Origin of the sequence: Albidovulum sp., from assembly GCF_008933605.1 — a bacterium.
Classification (GTDB): Bacteria; Pseudomonadota; Alphaproteobacteria; order Rhodobacterales; family Rhodobacteraceae; genus Albidovulum.
On record NZ_WBUS01000041.1, the window covers coordinates 1 to 23156 of the forward strand.

The 23156-nt window shown below is 69.3% G+C and carries 22 protein-coding genes, 1 tRNA gene and 1 other RNA gene; 12 read left to right on the forward strand and 12 right to left on the reverse strand.

The features are described 5' to 3' along the window. From F9K34_RS07720 to F9K34_RS07730, 3 genes are all read left to right on the forward strand, one after another. Window positions 1-232 (forward strand): PfkB family carbohydrate kinase (locus F9K34_RS07720; RefSeq protein WP_291336337.1); only part of this gene is annotated, 232 nt, incomplete at its 5' end. Beyond that, entirely contained in the window at window positions 229-1296 is a 1068-nt protein-coding gene (locus F9K34_RS07725; RefSeq protein ID WP_291336338.1) for an ABC transporter ATP-binding protein, read from the forward strand. The genes F9K34_RS07720 and F9K34_RS07725, both read left to right, overlap by 4 nt. A gap of 107 nt (window positions 1297-1403) precedes the next feature. After that, on the forward strand, window positions 1404-2012 hold the full coding sequence (locus F9K34_RS07730) for a hypothetical protein (protein ID WP_291336339.1): 609 nt from the start codon (window positions 1404-1406) through the stop codon (window positions 2010-2012). A gap of 24 nt (window positions 2013-2036) precedes the next feature. Here the strand turns inward: F9K34_RS07730 and F9K34_RS07735 are convergent, their stop codons facing one another. Next, window positions 2037-5396: a polysaccharide deacetylase family protein gene (locus tag F9K34_RS07735; RefSeq protein ID WP_291336340.1), complete on the reverse strand. Its 3360-nt coding sequence runs from the start codon at window positions 5394-5396 to the stop codon at window positions 2037-2039. 160 nt (window positions 5397-5556) lie between these two features. On the opposite strand from F9K34_RS07735, the gene F9K34_RS07740 reads away from it, so the two are divergent. Further along, entirely contained in the window at window positions 5557-8088 is a 2532-nt protein-coding gene (locus F9K34_RS07740; RefSeq protein ID WP_291336341.1) for a DUF3131 domain-containing protein, read from the forward strand. 145 nt (window positions 8089-8233) lie between these two features. Here the strand turns inward: F9K34_RS07740 and F9K34_RS07745 are convergent, their stop codons facing one another. Further along, window positions 8234-9136 carry a LysR family transcriptional regulator gene (locus F9K34_RS07745; protein ID WP_291336342.1) on the reverse strand — a complete coding sequence of 301 codons (903 nt, stop codon included), beginning with the start codon at window positions 9134-9136 and terminating at the stop codon, window positions 8234-8236. 113 nt (window positions 9137-9249) lie between these two features. Between F9K34_RS07745 and F9K34_RS07750 the strand changes: the two genes are divergently transcribed. Beyond that, on the forward strand, window positions 9250-9486 hold the full coding sequence (locus F9K34_RS07750; protein WP_291336343.1) for a DUF2798 domain-containing protein: 237 nt from the start codon (window positions 9250-9252) through the stop codon (window positions 9484-9486). After that, window positions 9486-10892 (forward strand): MFS transporter, encoded by a 1407-nt coding sequence (locus tag F9K34_RS07755; RefSeq protein ID WP_291336344.1) that lies wholly within the window; start codon window positions 9486-9488, stop codon window positions 10890-10892. Before F9K34_RS07750 ends, F9K34_RS07755 begins: the two co-directional genes overlap by 1 nt. A 38-nt stretch (window positions 10893-10930) precedes the next feature. On the opposite strand, the gene F9K34_RS07760 is transcribed toward F9K34_RS07755, so the two are convergent. Beyond that, a tRNA-Ser gene (locus F9K34_RS07760) sits at window positions 10931-11020 on the reverse strand. Between the two features lie 208 nt (window positions 11021-11228). Between F9K34_RS07760 and F9K34_RS07765 the strand changes: the two genes are divergently transcribed. The 4 genes from F9K34_RS07765 to F9K34_RS07780 all read left to right on the forward strand — a co-directional run bounded on the left by F9K34_RS07765 (window position 11229) and on the right by F9K34_RS07780 (window position 15252). After that, on the forward strand, window positions 11229-12062 hold the full coding sequence (locus tag F9K34_RS07765; protein ID WP_291336345.1) for a DUF2059 domain-containing protein: 834 nt from the start codon (window positions 11229-11231) through the stop codon (window positions 12060-12062). 87 nt (window positions 12063-12149) lie between these two features. Further along, window positions 12150-13382, forward strand: a complete 1233-nt coding sequence (locus F9K34_RS07770) for a hypothetical protein (RefSeq protein ID WP_291336346.1) — start codon at window positions 12150-12152, stop codon at window positions 13380-13382. Further along, window positions 13379-14776, forward strand: coding sequence for a cytochrome P450 (locus tag F9K34_RS07775; RefSeq protein WP_291336347.1), 1398 nt, complete (start codon window positions 13379-13381; stop codon window positions 14774-14776). The genes F9K34_RS07770 and F9K34_RS07775 overlap by 4 nt, the downstream gene beginning before the upstream one ends. A gap of 170 nt (window positions 14777-14946) precedes the next feature. Further along, entirely contained in the window at window positions 14947-15252 is a 306-nt protein-coding gene (locus F9K34_RS07780; RefSeq protein ID WP_291336348.1) for a hypothetical protein, read from the forward strand. 6 nt (window positions 15253-15258) lie between these two features. On the opposite strand, the gene F9K34_RS07785 is transcribed toward F9K34_RS07780, so the two are convergent. The 9 genes from F9K34_RS07785 to ssrA all read right to left on the reverse strand — a co-directional run bounded on the left by F9K34_RS07785 (window position 15259) and on the right by ssrA (window position 21509). Continuing rightward, window positions 15259-15486: a ribbon-helix-helix domain-containing protein gene (locus F9K34_RS07785; protein ID WP_291336349.1), complete on the reverse strand. Its 228-nt coding sequence runs from the start codon at window positions 15484-15486 to the stop codon at window positions 15259-15261. Then, the gene (locus F9K34_RS07790) at window positions 15483-15683 is read right to left on the reverse strand and encodes a DUF4169 family protein (protein ID WP_291336350.1); all 201 of its coding nucleotides are present in this window, start codon (window positions 15681-15683) and stop codon (window positions 15483-15485) included. Before F9K34_RS07790 ends, F9K34_RS07785 begins: the two co-directional genes overlap by 4 nt. 8 nt (window positions 15684-15691) lie before the next feature. Then, window positions 15692-17086 (reverse strand): class II fumarate hydratase, encoded by a 1395-nt coding sequence (fumC, locus tag F9K34_RS07795; RefSeq protein ID WP_291336351.1) that lies wholly within the window; start codon window positions 17084-17086, stop codon window positions 15692-15694. 100 nt (window positions 17087-17186) lie between these two features. Next, window positions 17187-17645 (reverse strand): SspB family protein, encoded by a 459-nt coding sequence (locus F9K34_RS07800; protein ID WP_291336352.1) that lies wholly within the window; start codon window positions 17643-17645, stop codon window positions 17187-17189. A gap of 84 nt (window positions 17646-17729) precedes the next feature. After that, the gene (chrA, locus tag F9K34_RS07805; protein WP_291336353.1) at window positions 17730-18977 is read right to left on the reverse strand and encodes a chromate efflux transporter; all 1248 of its coding nucleotides are present in this window, start codon (window positions 18975-18977) and stop codon (window positions 17730-17732) included. Continuing rightward, window positions 18974-19774 (reverse strand): sulfurtransferase/chromate resistance protein, encoded by an 801-nt coding sequence (locus F9K34_RS07810; RefSeq protein WP_291336354.1) that lies wholly within the window; start codon window positions 19772-19774, stop codon window positions 18974-18976. The genes chrA and F9K34_RS07810 overlap by 4 nt, the downstream gene beginning before the upstream one ends. A gap of 110 nt (window positions 19775-19884) precedes the next feature. Then, window positions 19885-20556, reverse strand: a complete 672-nt coding sequence (locus tag F9K34_RS07815; protein ID WP_291336355.1) for a DUF1194 domain-containing protein — start codon at window positions 20554-20556, stop codon at window positions 19885-19887. 69 nt (window positions 20557-20625) lie between these two features. Beyond that, complete coding sequence (locus F9K34_RS07820) at window positions 20626-21057, reverse strand: ester cyclase (RefSeq protein WP_291336356.1); 432 nt, start codon at window positions 21055-21057, stop codon at window positions 20626-20628. A 95-nt stretch (window positions 21058-21152) separates the two neighbouring features. After that, window positions 21153-21509: a transfer-messenger RNA gene (ssrA, locus tag F9K34_RS07825) on the reverse strand. Window positions 21510-21581: 72 nt separating this feature from the next. On the opposite strand from ssrA, the gene F9K34_RS07830 reads away from it, so the two are divergent. Both F9K34_RS07830 and F9K34_RS07835 read left to right on the forward strand, forming a co-directional pair. Continuing rightward, entirely contained in the window at window positions 21582-22808 is a 1227-nt protein-coding gene (locus tag F9K34_RS07830) for an aminotransferase class V-fold PLP-dependent enzyme (protein ID WP_291336357.1), read from the forward strand. Between the two features lie 51 nt (window positions 22809-22859). Continuing rightward, window positions 22860-23156: deoxyribodipyrimidine photo-lyase (locus F9K34_RS07835; protein ID WP_291336358.1), on the forward strand; the 297-nt coding region annotated here is incomplete at its 3' end.

The following is a 23156-nucleotide window of genomic DNA, read 5'->3' on the forward strand; positions in this document are numbered from 1 at the left end:
GCAGGCGGCAGGCGGCCCGCTGCACAGGGTCGCGGCGCCACGGGTCGTCGCGGCCGACACGATCGGCGCGGGCGATATCTTCAACGCGGCCTACCTCGCCGCGGAGGCGGACGGCCTGCCGCTCGAAGCCTGCCTCGCCGCCGGGGTGCACACGGCTTCCTGCGCGATCTCGACCTCGCCCCGTCGCTACGGCGCGGAGGCGCCGTCCCCTGTCGGCGGGGTCTCCGCATGAGCACGCTCGAACTCCTCGGCATAAGCAAGTCCTATGGCAGCACCGAGATCCTGAAGGACATCGACCTCGCGCTTGCCGATGGCGAATTCCTCGTGCTGCTCGGCGCGTCCGGGTGCGGCAAATCGACGATCCTGAACATCATCGCCGGCCTCCTGACGCCGACCTCGGGCGAGATCCGGATCGACGGGAAACGCATGAACGAGGTGCACCCCAAGGACCGCGACATCGCGATGGTGTTTCAGTCCTACGCGCTCTACCCGAACCTGACCGTCGAGCGGAACATCGGCTTCGGGCTGGAGATGCGCGGTGTGCCGAAGGCCCGCCGGCTCGCGGCGATCGAGAAGGTCGCGCGGATGCTGAGGATCGAGGAACTCTTGCAGCGCAAGCCGGCGCAGCTCTCCGGCGGCCAGCGCCAGCGCGTCGCCATCGGCCGCGCACTCGTGCGCGAGCCCAAGGTCTTCCTCTTCGACGAACCACTCTCCAACCTCGACGCCAAGCTGCGGATGGAGATGCGGGCAGAACTGAAGCGGCTGCACCGGCTGCTTCGGACGACGGTTGTCTACGTGACCCATGACCAGATCGAGGCGATGACGCTCGCCACCCGGATCGCCGTCATGCGCGCGGGGCGGATCGAACAGGTGGGCACGCCGGAGGAAATCTACAACCGGCCCGCGACCGTCTTCGTGGCCGAGTTCGTCGGCGCGCCGCCGATGAACATGCTCGAGGCGACGCTGGGTCCGGAGGGATTGCGGCTGGACGCATCCGGGCAGCGCCTGGCGCTTCCGATCAGGAGCGTTGGGCCGCGCCCGGTCCTCCTCGGCCTTCGCCCGGAGGACCTGCACCTTGCCGATGCGGGGGAGGCAAACGCCATCGACGTGACTGTGGATTTCGCCGATCTGACCGGCCCCGACGTGATCGTCTTCGCCCGGCACAGCGGAAATCCGCTTGTCGCGAGCCTTTCGCCGCATTCGCAGGTGGCCGCCGAGAGCCGCATCAGGCTGGCATTTTCTCATGATAACATGCACTTGTTCGACCGGAGCAGCGGACGACGGATCGAAACGTGACATCGTTTCGCCACAGAAAACCCACTGTTGCGGTCTAGGAACACCTCCCATCGCATGGCAGATTGCCGATACATTCAGCTTCTGAAATGTCTTGGGGAGAGCAGAGAATGCGCAAGATACCGGCAAAATTTCATCTGGCCGCGGCGACCTGCCTGGGCGTGGCGTCGTGCAGCGAGGCTCCCGTCTCGCGGGCCCAGGGGATCGACATGAATGGCGGCATGGTGGTCCAGGCCGCCGCCCGGACCGCCGATGTGTCCCGGCAGTTCCCCATCTACCTTACCGGATATACGTACTGGGACAACACGCCGCCCGGATCGTCGGCCATTGCCCGGCCGGTCCTGCGGCAGCGGGCAGGCGGCACGGGGACCTGGAAGGACCCGATCACGATCGCGGTAGGCCACAGCATCGTCGCTGGCCGGCAGACGCTGGACTACCCGGAGGGCACGCGGTTCTACCTGCCGAGGCTGCGCAAGTACGCCATCGTCGAGGATGTCTGCGGCGACGGGCCCAAACCGCAGGGCGGCCCCTGCCACACCGGGCACAACGGGCACCCGTGGCTCGACATCTGGATCGGCGGCAAGAGCGTGTCGCCGCAGGCCTCGGACGCCTGCGCCCGCAGGATCACCGCAATCCAGTCGGCGATCATCAATCCCCCGCGCGACCTGCCGGTCCAGGAAGGCGAGATAGCCACCGGCGGCTGCCAGGTGTTTTCCTGACGGTCCTGGCGCGGGACCGGCCGCTCATCGCGCCGGCCCCTGGACGCGGGTGAAGCGAATGAGCTTGCCCCAGCCCGCGATCCTGCCCGCCAGCGCGCGGCCGACGGCCCTGTAGACCGTGACGTAGAGGAGCGGCCGATAAAGCAGCCGCTGGAACGGAATGAGCAGGGCGAGCGACAGTTGCTCGCGTCGTTCGTAGCCGAAGGCCGTGAACACCACGATCACGTCGATCAGCGGCAGGACTGCCCATCCGGCGATGATCGAGATCGACAGCTCATCGGCCAGCACGGGCAGGCCCTGCGCGAGGTTCAGGCCCTCCCTGACGAGTGCGCCGAGGAAGACCGCGTCGGCCACCGGCGCGAGGAGGCCGAAGAGGATGCCGGTCACCCAGAGATCGGGGATTGAAAACCAGCCCACCCCGCGCGCCGTCTTCGCCGCGCGGCGGTGTTTCCAGGCGGTCTGCATCATGCCGAAGGACCAGCGCAGGCGCTGCCGCATGAAGGTCGGAAGGGTCTCTGGCGCGTCGGTGACGGAGAAGGCGCGTTCCTCGAACACCACGCGGTAACCCGCGCGCTGGATCGCGACGGTGAGATCGGCGTCCTCGGTGATCGTGTCGGCGGAATAGAGCCCGACCTTGCGCACCGCCTCGGCGCGCCATGCGCCGATGGCCCCTGGCACGACGAGCATCGCGTTCAGGCGTTCGGCGGCGCGGCGGTCGATGTTCTGCGCGGTGATGTATTCCAGCGCCTGGAGCCGCGCGAGAAGCCCCCGGCGGTTGCCGACCCTGACGTTTCCGGCGACGGCGCCGATCCGCGGGTCGGCGAAGTGCCCCATGAGCAGTTTCACCGCGTCGCGGTCGAGGATCGTGTCCGCGTCCACGGCGACCACGACCTCTGTCCTGACCTCGGCATAGGCGGCGTTGAGCGCACTGCACTTGCCGCCGTTCTCCTGCCGGATCAGCCGGACCCTCGGCTCGTCCGCGAAGGCACGCTCCACCGCCGCGGCCGTTCCGTCGGTCGAACCGTCGTCGACGACGATGACGCGAATGCCCGGGTAGTCGGAGGCGAGGGCGGCCGCGATCGCGTCGACGATGACGAGTTCCTCGTTGTAGGCGGGAATGGCGATGGTCACGCTTCCGGGCGGTTCGCCCGGGTGCCCGGGATGCCGCCGCCGCAAGAGTGCCAGGGCGAGGACGAAGAGGGATCTGGCCACCCCGTAGGCGACCCCCGCCCAGAAGATCCAGACGAGAAACCGGCCAAGCGCCGCGATGACGACGAAGGAGGCAAGGTCGAAGGGCGTGAACCGGTCCGTGGCGAGGGGCATGACCTCGTCGCGCGAGAGACCGAGAAAGCCCGAGAGCGGCACGAAGCCGTAGCCTTCGGCCCGGAGACGGTCGATCATCATCGACACGGCCGCGACCGTCGCGGACCTGTCGCCGCCCGCATCGTGCAGCACGACCACCTGTCCCTGGTCCCCCTCCGCCTGCGCCAGGACGTAGTCGGCGATCTCGGTCGGGCTCATCCCTTCCCAGTCGCGCGGCACGATGTCCGCGCCGGCCACAAGATGGCCCTCGTGCTCGACCAGCAGTTGCTGTGCGGCCTCCTCGGCCGTCAGCGGGCCCTCGCTACGTCCGTAGGGCATCCGGAAGAGGTAGGTCGTCCGCCCGGTGACGCTTGCCAGAAGTCTTTGCAGCGCGTTGAGTTCGAGTTGCGCGCGCTCGGGGCCGAGCGCGTCATCCTCCGGATGGAAGAACGTGTGGGAGCCGACCTCGTGCCCCTCGGCCACCATGCGCCGCACGATGCCGGGATATTGCACGACGTTGCTGCCGATGACGAAGAAGGTGGCCGTGACGCCGTTCGCCTCAAGCATGTCGAGGATGGCGCCGGTGAAGTCCGGGTCCGGCCCGTCGTCGAAGGTCAGCGCAATGACCTTTCCGGGGGCATGGCCGTAGCGTTCAACCGTGACGGGACGGGGTACGCGGTCATAGACGAGGCCATTGATGAGACCCGTGCCCGGATCGCGGAAGAACCTCCGCTCCCCCGTGACGGCCGTTTGCGCGACCCTGCGGAACGGCCCGGTTCCCTCGTAGCCGACGTAGTCGGGGAAAGACACCGTCTCCAGCGCCGCGGCGATCTGCGGGCCGGCGCCCCTTGCAACCAGCGTCCAGGCCCCCGGATCCTCGAGCCCGACGGTCCAGAGCACGGTGCCCGCGACCCCACGGTCTGCCAGGGATTTCAACTGGTTGTGCAGGCTTGCCGCGTCGAGGAACCAAAGCTCCGCTGCGCGGCCATCCTCGGCGACGAACCGCGAGCGGGTGTTCAGCGATGCCGCGTCCAGTCCGATCACCGCATCATTCCGCGCAACGAGCCGCATCGCCTCCGCGAAGGCGATCTCGGTGGGCTCGGCCGCGCTCCCGGACCACATGACGGCAAAGGAGCCGAGCGCGACGCGCAGTTTTTCCGGCCCTGTCGCGGCTGCGGCGTCCTCCAGAAGGGTTTCGAACCAGGCCTGCGGGGCGAGCGGTCCCGGGCGGGTGTCGCTTCGCGGCTCGCGGAACGCCCGAAGGACGACCGAATCCACGGCCTGCACGAGGCGGCCGTCGCGCCAGAGCGCGCCCTCGGCATCGGTCACGAGGCAACTCCGCACCCCTGAAGGGAGCGCCGCCGTCATCTCGCGCAGCAGCGCGCGCAGGCCAGGAAGATGTTCGGGGCCGGCTTGCCGGGGATAGAGGCAGAGGCCCGCATAGACGCCCGTCCCGATCTTTGACGACAGGGCGGAAACAATCCGCGCCCGAGACGCGGGACTGTCGAGCACCGAGGCATCCCCGGGTTCGGCAGGCGGCAAGGGCAGGAGCGCCACGAGTTCGAGTCCCAAAGTGGGCGAGGCGCGTTTGAGGTCCTGCAAGGCGGCGTCCGACCCGGCCTCGCTGAGCCAGGTGGCGGTCTGCGACCCGGGATCGATCTCGATCCATTCGGCGAGAATCGTGTCGAGGCCACTGCAATGCCCCGTCAGCGTCTCAAGCGACCAGTCCGGCCAGACCCGCAGGTAGGCCGAGCGTGTCATGCTGCCGTCCTGCGGAAGGGCCGCGGCGGAATCGATCGGCTCGCCGCTGCACGCTTCGGGCGCAGGTGCCGGGGCCCGCGCGGCGACGCCGTCGGTGTCGGAGGCGCCGGTTCGGATCAGGGCGACCTTCTCGTTTTCCGGAAGGATATCAATATAATAGATGCCAATGGCGACCGTGGACAGCCAGACGAGGAGCAGCAGGCCCGAGAGGCTGGCCGCGATCCTGATCAACCGTGCGCGACGATGCAGCGGGTCAAGGAAGACGGGATTGCGCTTGTGTGACCGTCTCCGGGCGGCCTTCTGCTCGTGACGGTCTGCCATCTTCGTACCCGACGCCTTTGCCAGCGGCCGCATTCGCCCCTGTGCGCCCCTGTTCTCGCTGCTATAGACTTCGTTTCCAATGGAAACCACGGATTTGAGCCGTTTCTGTGGCGTTTGGTCCGAGCGGGCCGAGGCCGGATCCCGGGCCCGAGGAGAGCGGATGAAGCTAGACCGAAGAACAGTCCTGAGGCTCCTCGCGCCGTCGATCCTGTTTCCGGCCCTGCCGCTCCCGAGCCGCGCCGCCGCGCCAAGCGACGCGCTGTTCGTCGTCATTGAGGGAATTGACCCGACGACGCGCGCGGACCGCTTGCGGGCCTTCCTTGTGCCCTTCCTGGACGCGGGGATCCCGTTCGGTCTGGCTCCGCATCTGTCCGCCTGGTCCGACCCCGCTTCGGCCGACGTCCTGCGGCGCACGCTTGCCGAAGCGCCCGAACGGGTGGAGCCGATCCTGTCCCTTCCCGGGGTCCACATGCTTCCGGCCTACTTCCAGCGCCGGGAAGCCAGCGATGCGATCGCGCGGATGGGCGACGTGCCGGCGGGCGGTCCCGCAACGGCCATGTCGGCGCCGGTCACGATTGCCACCGACGCGCCGGGCTTCGCGAATTTCGACGCCCTGCGCTGCCTCGGCATCCGCAACGTCCTGGAGCTTGCAGCCGGGCAGTCCGTTGCATCGCAGGGATGCGCCGGCCTGACCGTCTGCCTTCGCGGCGCCACGAGGTTGGTCCTCGCCGACCGCGGCGATCCAGCCCCTTGGTTGGAGTCGGTCTTCGCCGGGCCGGGGTGGGTCCAGCTTGCCCTCTCCCTGTCCGGCGTCGAACGTCTGCCGCTGCCCGACGTGCGGTTGCGCGCGCAGCGGATCGTCGATGCCATCGGCCGGGAACTCGCCGAAGGCCGGCGGTTCGTCGCGCTTCCGCGCGAGCATGCGCGCTGGTTCGGCGCGGATCAGTTGCGGCTCGTCGCCCTCCGGATCGAGCGCGGCACGCAAGCCTCCCCGGGTGCCCTCGCCGCGCTGGAGGCGGAGCTTCGCACCCTGGGCATCGACGTCACCGAAACCGTGCCGGCGGGTGCGGGCGGCGCCGGAGGCGATGACGATGCCGGATGTCGGACGCTTGTCAATGCCGGGCAGGGCGCGCCGGGCCCTGCCGACATGGGTCCGGGGGGAGATTTTCACTGCATGATCGTGCCGGCCGGGTCCGATCGCGCGACAACCGACCTGGCGGCGGACGCGGACCTCCTTCTTGTGCCGGGGGCGGCGCCCGCCTTTGACGGGCGGGGGCCTGTCATCCGCGGCGAGACACCGGTTTCGGAGGCCGCCGGCCTGCTCGCCGAAGGGGCGTCGATGCGGGACGCCGTCCTTGCCATCGCCCCCGCCGACTATGCGACAGCGCCGGCGCGCCGGGCCACGCTCGATGCGCTGCAGGGTTTCCGGCTCGATCCCGGGACAAGACTTGTCGATGTCCCCACCTTCTTCCGGACGACGACCTCGCCCGACCCGGTCTTCGGCCTGCTGCGTGACGCGCGCCGCCACCGGCCCGGCGAGGGCGATCCGGAAGCGCTTTCGGCCGAGGAACTGCTGGCCGACGCGCGCCAGGCCTGGAGCTACTTCGAGCGCTTCTCGGTGGCGGCCACGGGGCTCTGTGTCGACACGGCGGACGTGCAGGAAGACGGCGTCTGGCTGCACCGCGAGATGACGATGTGGGACCTCGGGAGCCTGATTGCCGCGGTCATGGCGGCGCACGAACTCGGGCTGATCCCGGAGAGGGACTTCGTGACCCGGTCCGAGCTTCTCGTCCGTGCCCTTCCGGTCACCCGCGTCGGAGAGTTGCGCCTGCCGTGCGAAGTCATCTCCTCGGACACCGGCGCGCCCCTCTCGGAGGACTTCAACGCCTGCGACACCGGCCGCCTCCTGAGCGTGCTGCGCATGCTTGACGCATATCCGCCGACGCGCGGGATCGCCGGGCGGAAGATCGCCGGCTGGGATCTCTCCGCAGTGGTCAAGGACGGGCATGTCCATTCCGTCGTGAAGGGGCGGCTGGCCGATCGCTTCCGCTCGCACTGCGCGCACTACACCGCCCGCGCGTTCCGCGCCCGCGGCATCGACGCCGCTTCGCCCTACGAGGTGCCGGACATGGCGCCGGGCCCCGACCGCGACATGCGCCTGCTGCTGGCGCTCGCCGGTCTCGGTCCGCTCGGCGCCGAACCGCTGCTTCTCGAGGCGCTCGAGATGGGCCTGTCGGAACCGGCAAACCTGCTCGCCGATGTGCTCTTCGCGGCGCAATCGCGCGAACACGAAAGCTCCGGCAGGCTCGTCTGTCTGTCGGAGGCGCCGATCAATCGCGAACCCTGGTTCACCTATCAGGGCCTGAACGTGACCTCGGTCGAGAACCGCTGGGCGGTGAACGCCGCTTCCGCCGATGCGCGGTTCAACACGCCCGCCTTCCGGCACGAGACCATGCTCGTCAACTCGAAGGCGGCCTACCTCTGGGTCGCGGCCCGGCCATCGGCCTATGCCACCCTGCTTGCCAGGCACGTGCGGGCCCGCGCACGGATCGACGGCATGGGCTTTTCCCCCGGCGTCTTCGCGGCCAGCGGCGAGGGCATGAAGGGCTATTCGGACGTCAATACGAACGGGATCATCCTCGAGGCGATCGCGTACATCCTGCGCGGCCGCAGGCCGCCGGCGCTTCGCTGACCGCTCCCAATGACCATGCGATGCCAGTCATCGCTCGCGGGCACCTCGGGCGATCCGTCTGAGGTTCGCTTCACACCGAGCATCGGCCCGCGTTGCATTCCGCATCCCGTCCTTGGGGCCTGGACACAGCGACGCCACAAGGCGCTCAGACCGGCAGCTTCGGTCCGGCCGCGCACACGCCACGAACCAGGTTCCGAAACCAGCGATGCGCCTGGTCACCATCCATCCGCGGATGCCAGAGCATCGAGATGGTGAAGGGTGCGACGTGGAACGGCAGGTCGAAGCTGCACAATCCCTGCCGCAGCGCCGCGGTATGGCGTTCCGGAACGATGGCCGCGAGGTCGGTATCGCGCGCCAGCGCCAGAGCCGTCGAGAAGCCGCTCACGACGGCGCAGATCCGGCGTTCGATCCCCGCACCGTGCGCCGCCTCGTCAATCTCGCCGCTGTGCAGGCCGCGCCTCAGAACCTGGATGTGACCGCATGCGGCAAGGCGTTCCGCTGACACGGGGCCGTCGGCAAGGGCATGGTCGCCGCGGACTACGCCGATCCAGCGGTCACGGAAGAGCGGGCCGGCGCGGAGTTCCGGTGCCGTCGCGGCGTCGATCACGCCGGTCTCCAGGTCGACCTCGCCTTCGCGCAAGGGCGCGCTCTCCTTGTCGGGCTTTGTCAGGAACCGGAGGGTCACGCCGGGCGCCTGCGCCGCGGCCCGCGACAGAAGCTGTGGTCCGAAGGTCTCGGCAAAGCCCTCGCTGCTGCGCAGGATGAAACGGCGCGACAGCCGTGCCAGGTCCAGTGCCTCGGCCGGCCGGAGTACGGCCTTCGCGCCCTCCACGATCGGACCCAACTGACCGCGAATCTCGATGGCGCGCGGCGTTGGCACGAGGCTGCGGCCTGCCCGCACCAGAAGCGGATCACCCGTCACCTCGCGCAATCGCGCAAGGGCCCTGCTCATCGCCGAGGGGCTGAGCCGAAGTCGTCGCGCCGCGCCCGCGACGCTGCCCTCGGACAGCAGGACATCGAGCGTCACCAGCAGGTTCAGGTCGGGCATCCCGGGCCTCGCGACACATGGCGTTTGACGCAACGATTAGATGCTAACGCTGCGCGTTTCGCAATGACCCAAGTACGGCTAGGTGTCCGGGAGCAACAACCAAGGAGACCAAGATGTCACCCCGCTTCGCCCCGGTCCTGTTCGGGTTTGTCCTTTCGGCCCTTATGTCCCTCATCGTGTCGGGCATCGCGACCCTGCGCAACGCAGGGCTTGCCGACGGGTTCGTCACTCTCTGGCTCGGCGCCTGGCTTCCGTCATGGCTCGTCGCCTTCCCGACCGTTCTTTTCGTCGCACCTCTCGCCCGGCGCCTCGTGGGAGCGCTGGTGAAGTCGCCCGCGCAGGTGCGATGATGTTGGAGATCGCGCTTGCACCAGAGAGAGCATATGGACCGCGGCTCGCCGCATTGTCGCTTGCGATGCTTCTTCCCTCCCTCGGAACCAGCATCACGAACGTCGCCCTCCCGACGCTCGCGAGGGCGTTCGACGCAACCATGGCGGACGTGCAGTGGGTGGTGATCAGCTATCTTCTCGCCGCCACCAGCCTGATCGTCGGAGTGGGGCGTCTGGGAGACCTCGTCGGGCGCCGCCGCCTGCTCCTGACCGGAATGGCGCTGTTCTCCGCAGCCTCGGCCGTCGGCGGCCTTGCGCCCGGCCTTTCGATCCTGATCGCGGCCCGGGCCGTTCAGGGCATTGGCGGCGCGGTCATGATGACCCTGACGGTCGCAATGGTCGGCGATCTCGTGCCGAAGGATCGCACCGGCAGCGCCATGGGTCTGCTCGGCACGATATCGGCGGTCGGGACGGCGCTCGGCCCCACGGCGGGCGGCGCGCTGATCGCTGCCTGGGGCTGGCCGTCGGTGTTTGCGGTCATGGCCGCCATGGGCGCGGTCGCGGTCCTGGCGGGCGGCGCGCTCTTTCCGGCTGACGTCAGGTCCGCGCGACAGTCGACCGGGTTCGACCTCCCGGGCTTGGCGCTGCTGGCACTCTCCCTCGGCGCCTTCTCGGGGATCTTCACCCTGGGCAGCAGGATGTCCGGCCCCGCATTGCTGGCGCTGTCCGTCATGTCGGCCCTCGGTTTCGCGGCCTTCGTCCTGACCGAGAACCGGGCGCCGGCGCCGCTGGTTCGGCTGGGCCTCCTGCGTGAACGTGTCCTCGGCACGGGTCTGGCATCGCTGATGCTGGTTTCGGCCATCGTGATGGCGACGCTTGTCGTCGGTCCGTTCTACCTAGGCGGAATCCTCGGCCTCGACCCGGTCGGGACCGGGATGGTGATGTCGGTCGGCCCGGCGGTCGCGGCCGTGACGGGCGTGCCGGCAGGTCGTCTTGTCGATCGCCTCGGCGCTTTCCCCGTGATCGTCGCCGGGCTTCTTTCGGTGGTGACCGGATGCCTCATGCTGACGGCGTTGCCGGGCCCGTTCGGGGTCGGCGGCTACACGGCAGGGCTGGTTGTCATCACCTTCGGCTATGCGATGTTCCAGGCGGCCAACACGACCGCGATCATGCAGAGGGCAGCGCAGGACCAGAGGGGCGTCACATCCGCCCTCCTGGGCCTGTCGCGGAACATTGGGCTCATCTGCGGCGCGTCTGCGATGGCAGCGCTCTATGCGGCAGGACCGCGCCTGGCCGTAGCCTTTGGTTTCGGCGAAGCCGAAGGAAGCGGGCTCGGCATCACCTTTGCGGTTGCGGCCTGCGTCGCAGGCGTGGCGCTGGGAGCCGCCCTATGGGGACATGCGGGACGCTCGCCTGCCGAGAGGTAGTCGGATCGCACCGTCGGATCCCGCTGGCGGTCGAAGGATGGCGGAGAGGGTGGGATTCGAACCCACGGTGGGCTTGCACCCACAACGGTTTTCGAGACCGCCGCATTCGACCACTCTGCCACCTCTCCGTGCCTGCGGTCGTCGTGGAGGCGGGATTTATCTGCAGGCGCCGGGCAGTGCAACACGTTTTTTTCTGGGCAGTTGGCCCCGATCACGCGGGCAAATCGAATGGCGGGCGGCGGCGGCGATCCGCGCGACGGCGGAGAATCTTCGCCCGCCGCTTGGCAGTCTCCGGCCGGACCATTACCTCTTGGGCATCGATCAGGAGGATCCGCCATGTTCGCCCGCATCTGTGCCCCGGCCGCGTTGGCGCTTTCGCTGGCCTCGGGCGCCGCGAGTGCGGCGGAGGGGGATGTCGCAAGGCTCGAGACGGCGCTTCGCATCGGCGAGGTCTTCGCCGTGATGAGCGAGGAAGGGCGGGCCTACGGCGCCGAGATCGAGGCCGACATGTTCCCGGGGGCGGGGGGAGCAGCCTGGCAGCGGGCCGTGGCCGGCATCTACGCGGTGGAGCGGATCGTGCCGATCTTCGGCGACGGATTCGAGGCGGAGCTTGAAAAGTCGCAGGCCGACGTGGCCGCGATGGCAGCCTTCTTCGAGAGTCCGCTCGGCCGCAAGGTCACGACGCTGGAAATCTCCGGCCGCCGCGCCCTTCTCGACCAGGCCGTCGAGGACGCCAGCCGCTTGAAGTACCAGGAGCTTGCCGCCGCCGGCGAGGCGAAGACCGGCCTCATCGACGAGTTCGTGGACGCGAACGACCTGGTGGAGGCCAACGTCGTGGGCGCGATGAACGCGAACTACGCCTTCTACCAGGGTCTCGGCGATGCCGGCCTGCTCAAGGACGGGCTGACCGACGACCAGATCATCGCCGAAATCTGGGGCCAGGAGGACTCGATACGCGAGGAAACCGACCTCTGGATCCGGTCCTATCTCGTCATGGCCTACGCGCCCTTGAGCGAGGCCGAGATCCGCGACTACCTTGCCTTTTCCCGAACCGACGAGGGCCAGGCCTTGAACCGGGCGCTCTTCGCGGGCTTCGATGCCGCCTTCACCGACGTCTCGCGCCAACTCGGCCGCGCCGCGGGCGGCGTGATGGCGGGGCAGGACCTCTGATCTATCCCGGCGCACCCCGCCGCCCGCCCTTGTTTCGCCCTTTCCATCCGCTAGCATCCACGCGAAGCAGCGGGGACGCGGGCCGGCATGGCGCGAAGGGCAGACAGGGTCGGACGGCGGCGGGTGTTCTACATCCCCGGATACGACCCGTTTCCGCCCCGCCGATACCGTGAGCTCTACCGCAAGGAGGGTACCGAACAGGCGCGGATCAGCGGCTATGCGCTGGACCTGCGGGCGGGCGGGCCCACCGGATGGCAGGTCACCTACCTGGACGGCTGCGCGCGCGTCGAGACGGAGATCGAGGTGCTGACCTGGGCCGACATCGTGGCGGCCTCGATGGGGAGGAGCATCGCCGCCACCTATGGCCAGCTCGCCCGCACGGCCTGGATCTATTTTGCCTCCGGGGCGCTCTTCCGCCTGGCCCGTCTGAGGAAGGGGCCGACGATTGCCGCGCTCTATCCCGTCGCCTTCCTGATGTTGCAGGCGGCACTGGCGCTCGCGGCGGGCGGAGCCCTCTTCGCGCTCGTGGCCCGGGCGGGGTCCGCGATCTGGCCGGACATGCCGTGGGCGGTGTCAACACTTGCCGGGATTTCGCTCGGATCGCTGGCCGCGGTCATGCTCCTGCGGCGGTTCCGCCGGCACGACAACCGCATCTTCGCCTGGTACCTGATGCACGACTACGCCTTCAGCGCGAGCGCGCGCGGTGCCGTGCCGCCGCCGCTGCGGCCGCGGCTCGCCGCCTTCGCCGACCGGATCGCGGCGGCGGTCTCGGAGGATTGGGACGAGGTGCTGGTCGTCGGCCATTCCTCGGGCGCGCACCTCGCCGTCACGGTGCTCGCTGACCTGATCCGGTCGGGCAGGGTGCCCGCGGAGGGGCCGGCGCTCGGCTTTCTCTCGCTCGGGCAGGTGGTGCCGATGGTGTCATTTCTGCCCGGCGCCGACGATCTCAGACGCGACCTCGCGTTTCTCTCGTCGCGCGAGGAACTTGCCTGGGTCGACGTGACCGCGCCGGGAGACGGCTGTGCCTATGCGCTCTGCGATCCGGTCGCGGTCTCGGGCGTGGCGCCGCCGGACAAGCGCTGGCCGCTCGTCGTCTCGGCGGCCTTCACGCGGACCCTGAGCCCCGAGCGCTGGCGGACGCTCCGCTGGCGCTTCTTCCGCCTGCACTTCCAGTATCTCTGCGCCTTCGACCGGCCGGGGGACTACGACTACTTCCGCATCACCGCCGGCCCCCTAACGCTCGCCGCACGCTACCGGGGCAGGGCGCCCTCGCAGAGCCGGATCGAGACGCCGCTCAATCCCTACGGGCAGGCCGCATGATCCCGCCGAAACCCGCGCCGCGGCCCGACAGGGTGACGCTCTGGCGCTACCTCAGGCTCTTCCGTGCCGACATCCTCTCGGCCCAGCCGGCGCGGCTCTACCGTGCCTGGATGGCCGAGTTCCGCACGCCCTTCTTCCGCTCCTACCTCTGCAACGATCCCGCGCTCGTCGATCTCGTGCTCAAGGGCCGGCCGATGGACTTCCCGAAGTCCGACCGCATCCGCGAGGGGCTGAAGCCGCTTCTGGGCGACAGCGTCTTCATCACGAACGGCGAGACCTGGGCGCGCCAGCGGCGCATCATCGACCCGGCGTTCGAAGGCGGGCGCGTGCGCGAGAGCTTTGCCGAGATGTGGGCCGCGGGGCAGGCAGCCGTCACCCGGATCGGCATGAGAACAGGTCAGGAAGCAATTGAGATCGAAGAAGAAATGTCGCACGTCGCGGCGGATGTGATCTTCCGCGCGCTCTTCTCGATTCCGATCGAGGATGCCACCGCCTCGGCCGTCTTCTCCGCCTTCCGCGCGCATCAGCGCGCCGCGCCCGTCGTGAATCTCGGCGCGCTCCTGCCGCTGCCGGCCTGGGTGCCGCGCTTCCACCGCCGCGAGACCCGGGCGACGGCGGCACGGATCCGCGCGCTGATCGCCGGGCTGACGGAACGGCGCGCGGCCGAGATCGCGGCGGGCACCGCGCCCGACGACCTGGCGACGAAGATCATGACGACGCCCGACGCGGAGACCGGCGCCCGTTTCTCCACCGCCGAGATGGTCGACCAGGTAGCGATCTTCTTCCTCGCCGGGCACGAGACCTCGGCGTCGGCGCTCGGCTGGTCGATCTTTCTCCTCTCGCTCTTTCCCGGCTGGCAGGAGCGTGTCGCGGAGGAAGCGGCAGGGGCGCTCGGCGCCGGCCCGGATTTCGCGGCGCTCGGCCGGCTGAAGCTCGCCCGCGCCGTCTTCCGCGAGGCGATGCGGCTCTATCCGCCCGTGCCGATGTTCGTGCGCGAGACAAGGGCGGCGGAGACGTTCCGGGGCCGGGTCCTCGCCCCCGGCGCTCAGGTTGTCATCAGCCCCTGGCACCTGCACCGGCACGAGCGGCTCTGGGACAACCCCGATGGCTTCGACCCCGCGCGGTGGGAGACGGAGAACGGCCGCGCCTGCCAGCGCCAAGCCTATATCCCGTTCTCTGCCGGGCCACGCGTCTGTCCCGGCGCCGGCTTCGCCATGGCGGAGGGTCCGTTGATCCTCGCGCTTCTCGTCCGTGCGTTCCGCTTCCAACCCGCAGATGGCCCGCCGGTGGTGCCGGTCGCGCAGCTGACGGTGCGCTCGCGCGATGGAATCCGGCTCCGGATCACGCCACGTGACGCCACGTCACCTTCCGTGAGCGACATGAAACAAACCTGAAACGCAACCTTGAATTGATCGCTGGGGAAAATACAGTGCATTTTCACATGGTCGGGGGGCGATTCGTTCTCCATAGTAAACAGTGCTCGGCCGTAAACTGCTCATTCGGTCAGATCCGGGAAATCGGCTGAAACCTGCTCATTCAGCTGTGCCTTGTTCGGGGGGATGCCATGTCGATGAAGTCCCTGGCTGTCGCCATGCCGGGTACGCTCATGTCCGTGTTGCCGGTTCCGGCCTCGTTCCGCATTGCGGTGCCGGCCTGGCGCACAGGGGGGGGCAATACGAACGCCGAGCCCGTGGCGGAGGTCCCGACGCTCTCGCGGGAGGAAATACAGTCGCTTTTCCACGGCGAGCTTGCCGACCGGGTCCGGCGCAGGTCCGCCCTGACCGTGCGGGAGGAGCAGGAGCGGTCGCTGGCGCGGCGCATCCGTGCGGCGCTCTACCCCTCGCTTGCGGCGACCTTCGTGCGCCACTGACGCGCGCTATCGCGGCGGCACGCGGGCCTGAAGATCCTTCAGAACGAAAAGGCGGATTGCCGTGGCGAGGCCGGTATAGGCGCCGCGATCCGCGTCGATTTCGGCCGCGAGCGCGTTCACCGGCAGGCCACGCGCCTCCGCGATGCGGCGGAAGGCGCGCCAGAACTCCTCTTCCAGCGAGACGCTGGTGCGGTGGCCGTTCAGCGTGAGCGAGCGCTTCACCGGCCGGCTCACGCCGCCGGCTCCTCGCGCCCGCCGCCGCCGAGGCGAAGACCGTCGAGCAGCGCCCGCGCCTGGTCGGCCCTTGCCTTCTCCAGCGCCCTGAGCGCCTTCGTGCGGCCGAAGCGGGCGGCGTTAGCATCCGCCTCGGCCCGGGCTTTCGCGCGCTCCCGCGCCTTGCGGGCGGCGCGCAGGTTGACGAGTTCTGCCATCGCGCGCCTCAGTCCTCGGGGCCGACCATGAGTTCGGGCCGAACGATCCGGTCGAATGTCTCGCCGTCGACGAAGCCGAGCGCGATGGCCTCCTCGCGCAGCGTCGTGCCGTTCTTGTGCGCGGTCTTGGCGACCTTGGTCGCGTTGTCGTAGCCGATCGTCGGGGCCAGCGCCGTCACCAGCATCAGGCTTTCCTTCATGAGCCGGTCGATCCGCGCGACATTGGCCTCGGTGCCCACGACCATGTTGTCGGTGAAGGATGCGGCCGCATCGCCCAGAAGCTGCATGGACTGCAGCACGTTGTAGGACATCATCGGGTTGTAGACGTTGAGCTCGAAGTGCCCCTGCGATCCGGCGAAACCCACGGCGGCGTCATTGCCCATGACATGGGCGCAGACCATCGTCAGCGCCTCGGCCTGGGTCGGGTTGACCTTGCCGGGCATGATCGACGATCCCGGCTCGTTCTCCGGCAGGATCAGTTCGCCGAGGCCCGAGCGGGGGCCCGAGCCGAGAAGCCTGAGGTCGTTGGCGATCTTGAAGAGCGAGGCGGCCACGGTCTTCAGCGCGCCCGAGAACATCACCATCGCGTCATGGGCGGCGAGCGCCTCGAACTTGTTCGGCGCGGTGACGAAGGGCAGGCCGGTGATCTCGGCGATCTTCGCCGCGATGGCCACGTCCCAGCCCTTCTTCGTGTTGAGCCCGGTGCCGACGGCCGTGCCCCCCTGGGCCAGTTCGTAGATCGCGGGCAGGCACATCGCGACGCGGCCGATGCCGTTCTCGACCTGCTTGGCGTAGCCCGAGAATTCCTGGCCCAAGGTCAGGGGGGTCGCGTCCTGCGTGTGGGTGCGGCCGATCTTGATGATGTCGCGGAACTCCTCAGACTTTGCGGCGAGCGCGGCGTGGAGCTTCCTCAGCCCCGGCAGGAGCACGTCGCGCGCCATCATGCCGATGGCGACATGCATTGCGGTCGGGAAGGTATCGTTCGACGACTGGCCCATGTTCACGTGGTCGTTCGGATGGACGGGCTTCTTGGTGCCCATCGTGCCGCCGAGAATCTCGATCGCGCGGTTGGAGATGACCTCGTTCGCGTTCATGTTCGACTGGGTGCCCGATCCGGTCTGCCAGACGACGAGCGGGAAGTTGTCGTCATGCTGCCCAGCCACGACTTCCGCCGCCGCCCGCACCATGGCCTTGCCGATCACCGGATCGAGCTTGCCGGTCGCCATGTTCACTTCGGCCGCGGCCCGCTTGATCACCCCGAGTGCCCGGACGATCGCGACGGGCTGCCGTTCCCATCCGATGGGGAAGTTCTGGATCGACCGCTGGGTCTGCGCGCCCCAGTACTTGTCGGCGGGAACTTCGAGCGGGCCGAAGCTGTCGGTCTCGGTGCGGGTCTGGGTCATGGCGAGCGTCCGTCGTGAGGGAAGTCGCGCACTTGCTATGCGATTCCGCCGCGCCGGCCAAGAACGATGGCGTTAACGGCCGCGGGAAAGCGCCGGCGGGTTACTTGCGCCACTTGTCGAGGCTGACGACCTCGGCCTCGGGGCGGCCGTCGGCCGCATCCGTGGCCTCGGCTTCCTCTTCGTCGTCCTCGTCCTCCTCGTCGGCCTCGGCCGTCTCGAATCTCAGGCCGAACTCGACCGAAGGATCGACAAAGGTGCGGATCGCGTCGAAGGGAATGTAGAGCCGTTCGGGGGAATCGCCGAAATTGAGGGTGATGCCGAACCCGCCGTCGTCCACCTCCAGGTCCTCGTACCAGTGCTGCATCACCACGGTCATCTCTTCGGGATAACGTTCGCGCAACCAATCGGCGAGTTCCACGCCGGGCTGGCGGGTGTCAAAGGTGATGAAGAAGTGATGCTCGCCCGGAAGTCCTGCGCGTTCGACCTGTTCGAGCACGTCGTGGATCAGACCGCGCATGGCCCGATGCATCAGCGTGCCGTAGTCGATGGACTTGGTCATGGGCATGATCCCGGGCTGCGTGGGGTCAGCATAAGGGATTCGGATCGGAAAGGAAGGGCTCCGAGCCATTGCCGTGCCGCGGTCTCAGCCGAAGGACGCGGCGGCAAGGCCGGCGAGCGCCGAGAGGGCGAGGACAGCGACGAGGTTCCAGTGCCGGGCGAGCAGGAGCCAGCCGGCCACGAGCGAGATTCCGAGCGGCCACGGCTGGAGCGAGGCGGGGTGAGGAAGGGTCACCGACAGCGGGCCGAGTGCGAACGGCTCCGTGGTGGCGAAGAACACATGCATCGCGAACCAGACCGCCAGCGTCCCGATGACGCCGACGACCGCTGCGCTGATGCCCTTGAGCGCCGCCCCGAGTCGCGGACGGGTGGCGATCCACTCGACGATGGGGGCCAGCGCCAGGACCCAGAGGAAGCAGGGCACGAAGGTGACCCAGAGGGCCATTGCGGCCGCCGCAAGCCCGAGGCCCGGTCCGCCGGCGCCGTGACCGGCGAGGTAGGCCACGAACTCCGTCACGAGGATCAGCGGGCCGGGCGTCGTTTCGGCAAGGCCGAGGGCATCCATCATCTGCGGGGTCGTGAGCCAGCCGAAGTCGTGAACGACCGTCTGGGTCATGTAGGCGAGCACCGCATAGGCGCCGCCGAAGGTGACGACGGCGAGCTTGGAGAAATAGAGCCCGACGGCGGTGAGGAACGGGGCCCCCGCCGCAGCAGCGAGCAGGACCGGCGCCCACCAGAGGCCGAGCCCGGTCGCCGTGATCGCCGCGAAGCGGGGATGCGGCGGCACGGGGGCGGGCAGGTTGGGCGGCCGGGACAGCCAGAGGGCCCCGGCAAGGCCGGCGAGGACGACGATGAGGGGGTATGGCAGGTTGAGCGCAAAGATTCCGGCGAAGGCCGCCACGGCCAGGAGCCGTTCCCGGCGGCCGGCGAGCGCCCGGCGCGCGACGCGCACCAGCGCCTCGATCACGATCGCCACCACCGCCGCCTTGACGCCGAGGAAGAGCGCGGCGACGACCGGCAGCGTGCCGAACGCGGCATAGAGCGCGGCGAGCGCTAGCACGACCGCGGCCCCGGGCAGGACGAAGAGCCCGCCCGCGAGGAGCCCGGCGGGGATGCCCCCCCGCCGCCAGCCGGCGTAGGTCGCAAGCTGCATCGCCTCCGGTCCCGGCAGGAGCATGCAGAACGAGAGCGCTCGCAGGAACTCCGGCTCGCTCAGCCAGGAGCGCCGCTCGACGAGCTCGCGGTGCATCAGCGCGATCTGCGCGGCCGGCCCGCCGAAGGAGAGAAGGCCGATGCGGCCGAAGACCCGCAAGGGCGTTTCGTCGGGCCTCATGCGCGCCGTCCCGCGGGCCAGTCGTGACCCTCATCGTATCCGTCCCGCGCCCAGCGGTAGAACGCGTCGTAGACCGCCATCCCCGCTTCGAGCTGGGCGAGGTCGTCGCGATACTGGCGCGACAGGCCGACGGAGACCGCCAGCAGGCCGGCCGCCTGTGGGCTCAGGTCGTGCCGGTCGGTGTCGGCGGCACGGACAACCAGCGCGAGCCGGTCGAGCGCCTCGCTGTGCAGCCCGAAGTCGTCGAGAAGCGAATCGAAGCTGCACCGCTCCGCGCGATGCGAAATCGGCACTCCCTCGACGTCGAAGGGCGTGGCCGCGAACCGCTCGGCCACGGCGATGACCTCCGGCGGCGCGACGAAAAGGAACTCAGCCGCCGGGTCGATGAAGCGGCGGATCAGCCAGGGGCAGGCAATGCGGTCGATCTTGGGCCGTTGGCGGGTGACCCAGAGGTGCGTGGCGGGCAGGGCTGAGGCGGGAATCATCGGCAGCCCGGCCTCGACCCAAGCGAGCGTGCCGCCCTCGAGCGATTCGGCCGCGATGCCGCGGGCGCGGAGGAGGGCGGCCGCGCCTTCGGAGAGCTTGCGCCCCCTCTGGCAGGCGACCACGACGGCGCGCCCGGCGAGCACCGGCGCGAGGTCTGCGATCCGGTGATGGGGCTCGCGCAGCGAGGCGGGGATCAGGCGCGGATCGGCGGCGAAATCCTCCTCGGTCCGCACGTCGACGACGGCGGGCGCCTCGGGCGTTCCGATCAGGCGGGCGAGTTGGGCGCAGGTTATGGTTGCGAAGCCAGGCATGGGGCATCCTTTCGGCGGGTTGAAGGATGCGACGCTTGGGCCGTGGCCTCACGGGGCGGGTCGCGAACCCCATGCGGCATGGTCTCACCCGATCGGCACCGCGTCAAGGCTCAGCCGAGCGGTTTGGCGACCTCGCGCAGGATCTTCTCGCGGATCGCGCGGGGGTAGTCGGCGAGGCCGCGCGCGGTGACGACAAACCCGTTCCGGGTGACGACATAGCGGCGGTAGAATTCGGTGATCGGGCTGGCGCGGCCCATGTCCTCGATGGCGATGGCGTTGATCTCGATTTCGCCCGCCGCGGCGGCGCCGCGCGCGGGACCGAGCGCCGCGCCCGCGTTCTGCGGCCCGTCCCCGGAAATGTCGATGACCTTGCGGCGGCAGTCGGAGACGGCGGCGAACTGGTCGACGGAAAAGGCGATGGCTTCGCCCACGGCAGTGTCCGACCCGGTATAGGCGCGCGGCAGGTCGCGGGCACGGCGCGCGAAATCGGCGACCTCGGCAGGCGACAGCATCCGCCGCCACGGGATCGAGACGGTCTGCCTGCCGGTCCCCGACCATTGCACGACGCCGAGCGCCGCCTGGCCGAGAAGGAGCGCCTCGGCGACCTCGGGATCGTCGAGCGCGGCGGCGAGGCCCGCCACCTGGAGCCGGTACTCGCCGCGGTCGATGGAGCCGGAGACGTCTATGGTGAGCAGGAGCGCCACGTCGCAGGCGGCAGCTGGTGCCGCCCGCAGAAGCTGCAGGCCGAGGCCGGCCGCCAGTATCAATGCCCTGCGTGCCATGGACCGATGATGGCGGCCATGCCGGCACTGGGCAAGGGCCGCGCACCGGCCCCGTGGCAGGCCCGCAGGTCAGGCCGGGCCGAGCCGCTCCCCCGACAGGAGGAGCAGGAAGGCATCGCGTGGCAGCAGCCCGGCCTGCTCGAAGAAGGGGATGAAATCGAAGGCGTTGTAGGCCTCGGCGATGCGACCGTCGACGATCCGGCAGGCCACCTGTCCGGTCACGGTGATCGGGTCGAGCCCCCGCGCCGTCGTCGCCCGCACGACGAGGTGGGCCCAGACCCATTCGCCGCATTCGATGCTGCGCGCGATCTCGAAGGAGGGTTCGCGCACGTGGGCGCGCATGGCAGGAACGAAGGCGCGGAAGTCCTCCGCGCTGACCTGGCCGTCGGCCATGATTCCCTCCGCGCCGCCGCTCGGCGCGAAATAGGTGTCGATGGCCGAGAGGTCGCCCTCGATCCAGACCCGGCGATACCATTCCCTGAGGATGTCGAGATTCGTCATCCGTGACCCTCCGTCTGTTCAGGTTGCGCAGGCCATCCTAGGCGCGCGGTCCTCACGAAGCGTGAACGCGGGAGGGGAAGGGAGGAAGGCGGGGAAGTGCAGGCTTCTGTTGCCAGGTGCCTGCGAACCCCGCCTTGCGCGGCTAAGCGCAAGGACTTAGTTTCGGCGACCCGAACTGCTTACGCAGCCAGAGCCATTGCCGGAGCACGGTTGTCGTTGGCAACTGTACTTTGCGGACCGATAACGGTGGCACCCCGCCGGGACAAAGCAAACCCCTTTAGACGTTCGTCGATCCTGTTTCGGCCCCTAAGTCCCGCAACGCCGGGAGGATGGTGGAGCCGCCGGGTACCGCCCCCGGGTCCGAACCGCTTATTACGAGCGCGTTTATGTCCATAGTCCGGGTCGCCCCGGACGGGATGAATATAGGGGCGCTGCCCTGGCCGGGCAAGCCGCACGGTGCGGGGAGTTGCGGATGCGGCGCGGGCGGGGCAGGGTGGCGCCCGTGACCTGCCTTCGGAGACCAGATGCAACTCGACCTCGATTTCGTCCGCGCCCAGTTTCCCGCGTTCTCGGTTCCCGGTCTCGCCGACCGGGCCTTCTTCGAGAACGCCGGCGGCTCCTACGCCTGCGCGCCGGTGATCGACCGGCTCACCCGCTTCTACCGCGAACGGAAGGTGCAGCCCTACGCGCCCTACGCCGCCGCCGAGGCCGGTGGCGCGGAGATGGACGAGGCGCGGTCCCGTCTCGCCGCGATGATGGGGGTCAGGACGCATGAACTGAGCTTCGGTCCCTCCACCACGGCGAATACCTACGTTCTCGCCCAGGCCTTCCGCCGCGAACTGAAGCCCGGCGAGGCGATCGTCGTGACCGATCAGGACCACGAGGCCAACTCCGGCCCATGGCGCCGGCTGGCGGAGGAGGGGCTGGAGGTCCGCGAGTGGAAGATCGACCCCGCGACCGGCCATCTCGACCCCGCGCGGCTTGCGCCCCTGCTGGCCGACGGACGGGTGCGGCTCGTCTGCTTCCCGCATTGCTCGAACGTCGTGGCCGAGATAAACCCGGTGGCCGAGATCGGCGGCTTGAGCCATGCCGCGGGCGCTGTCACCTGCGTCGACGGGGTGAGCTACGCGCCGCACGGGATTCCGGACGTGGGCGCGCTCGGTGCCGACATCTACCTCTTTTCCGCCTACAAGACCTACGGGCCGCACCAGGGGATCATGGCGATCCGCGAGGATCTCGGGATGCGGCTGCCGAACCAGGGCCACTGGTTCAACGGCGACACGCTTTACAAGCGTTTCACGCCGGCCGGACCCGACCATGCGCAGGTCGCGGCCTCGGCCGGGATCGCGGATTACTTCGACGCGCTCCATGACCACCACTTCGCGCCCGAGCCGGAGGCGCGCAGGCGTGCCGCGCGGGTCCACGACCTGATGCGGGCCCAGGAGGTGGCGATCTGCCAGCCGCTTCTGGACTACCTGAAGGATCGCAACGATGTCAGGCTTCTCGGGCCGGCGGACGCGGCGCGGCGGGCACCCACCGTTGCGGTGGATCTCGGGCGCGCGGCCGAGCCGGTGTCGGTGGCGCTTGCCGCGGAGGGCATCAACTGCTGGGCGGGCGACTTCTACGCGGTCAGGCCGCTTTCGGCGATGGGAATTGATCCGGGCCGGGGCGTCCTGCGTATGTCGATAGTGCACTACACGAGTGCGCAGGACGTGGCGCGGCTGATCGCAGCGCTGGATAGGGTGCTTTGACATCGAGCCCCGGGGGCGCCGCCCCCGGAGACCCGGAGTGTTTGGACCACGATGAAAGACGTTGCAGACGACGCTCCGGTGATCCTTTGGTTCCGGCGCGATCTGAGGCTCGGCGATCATGCGGCGCTGACTGCCGCCGTGGCGTCCGGGCGGCCGGTCATCCCGGTCTTCCTGCATGACGAGACGGTCGACAGGCTGGGCGCGGCCGCGACATGGCGGCTGGCGAAGGGGATCGGGGCCCTCGCCGCGGCGCTGGAGGCGCGGGGGGCGCGGCTGATCCTGCGGCGGGGGGCGGCGCGCGAGGCGCTGCTTCGCCTCGTTGCCGAGACCGGGGCGACCGCGGTTCAC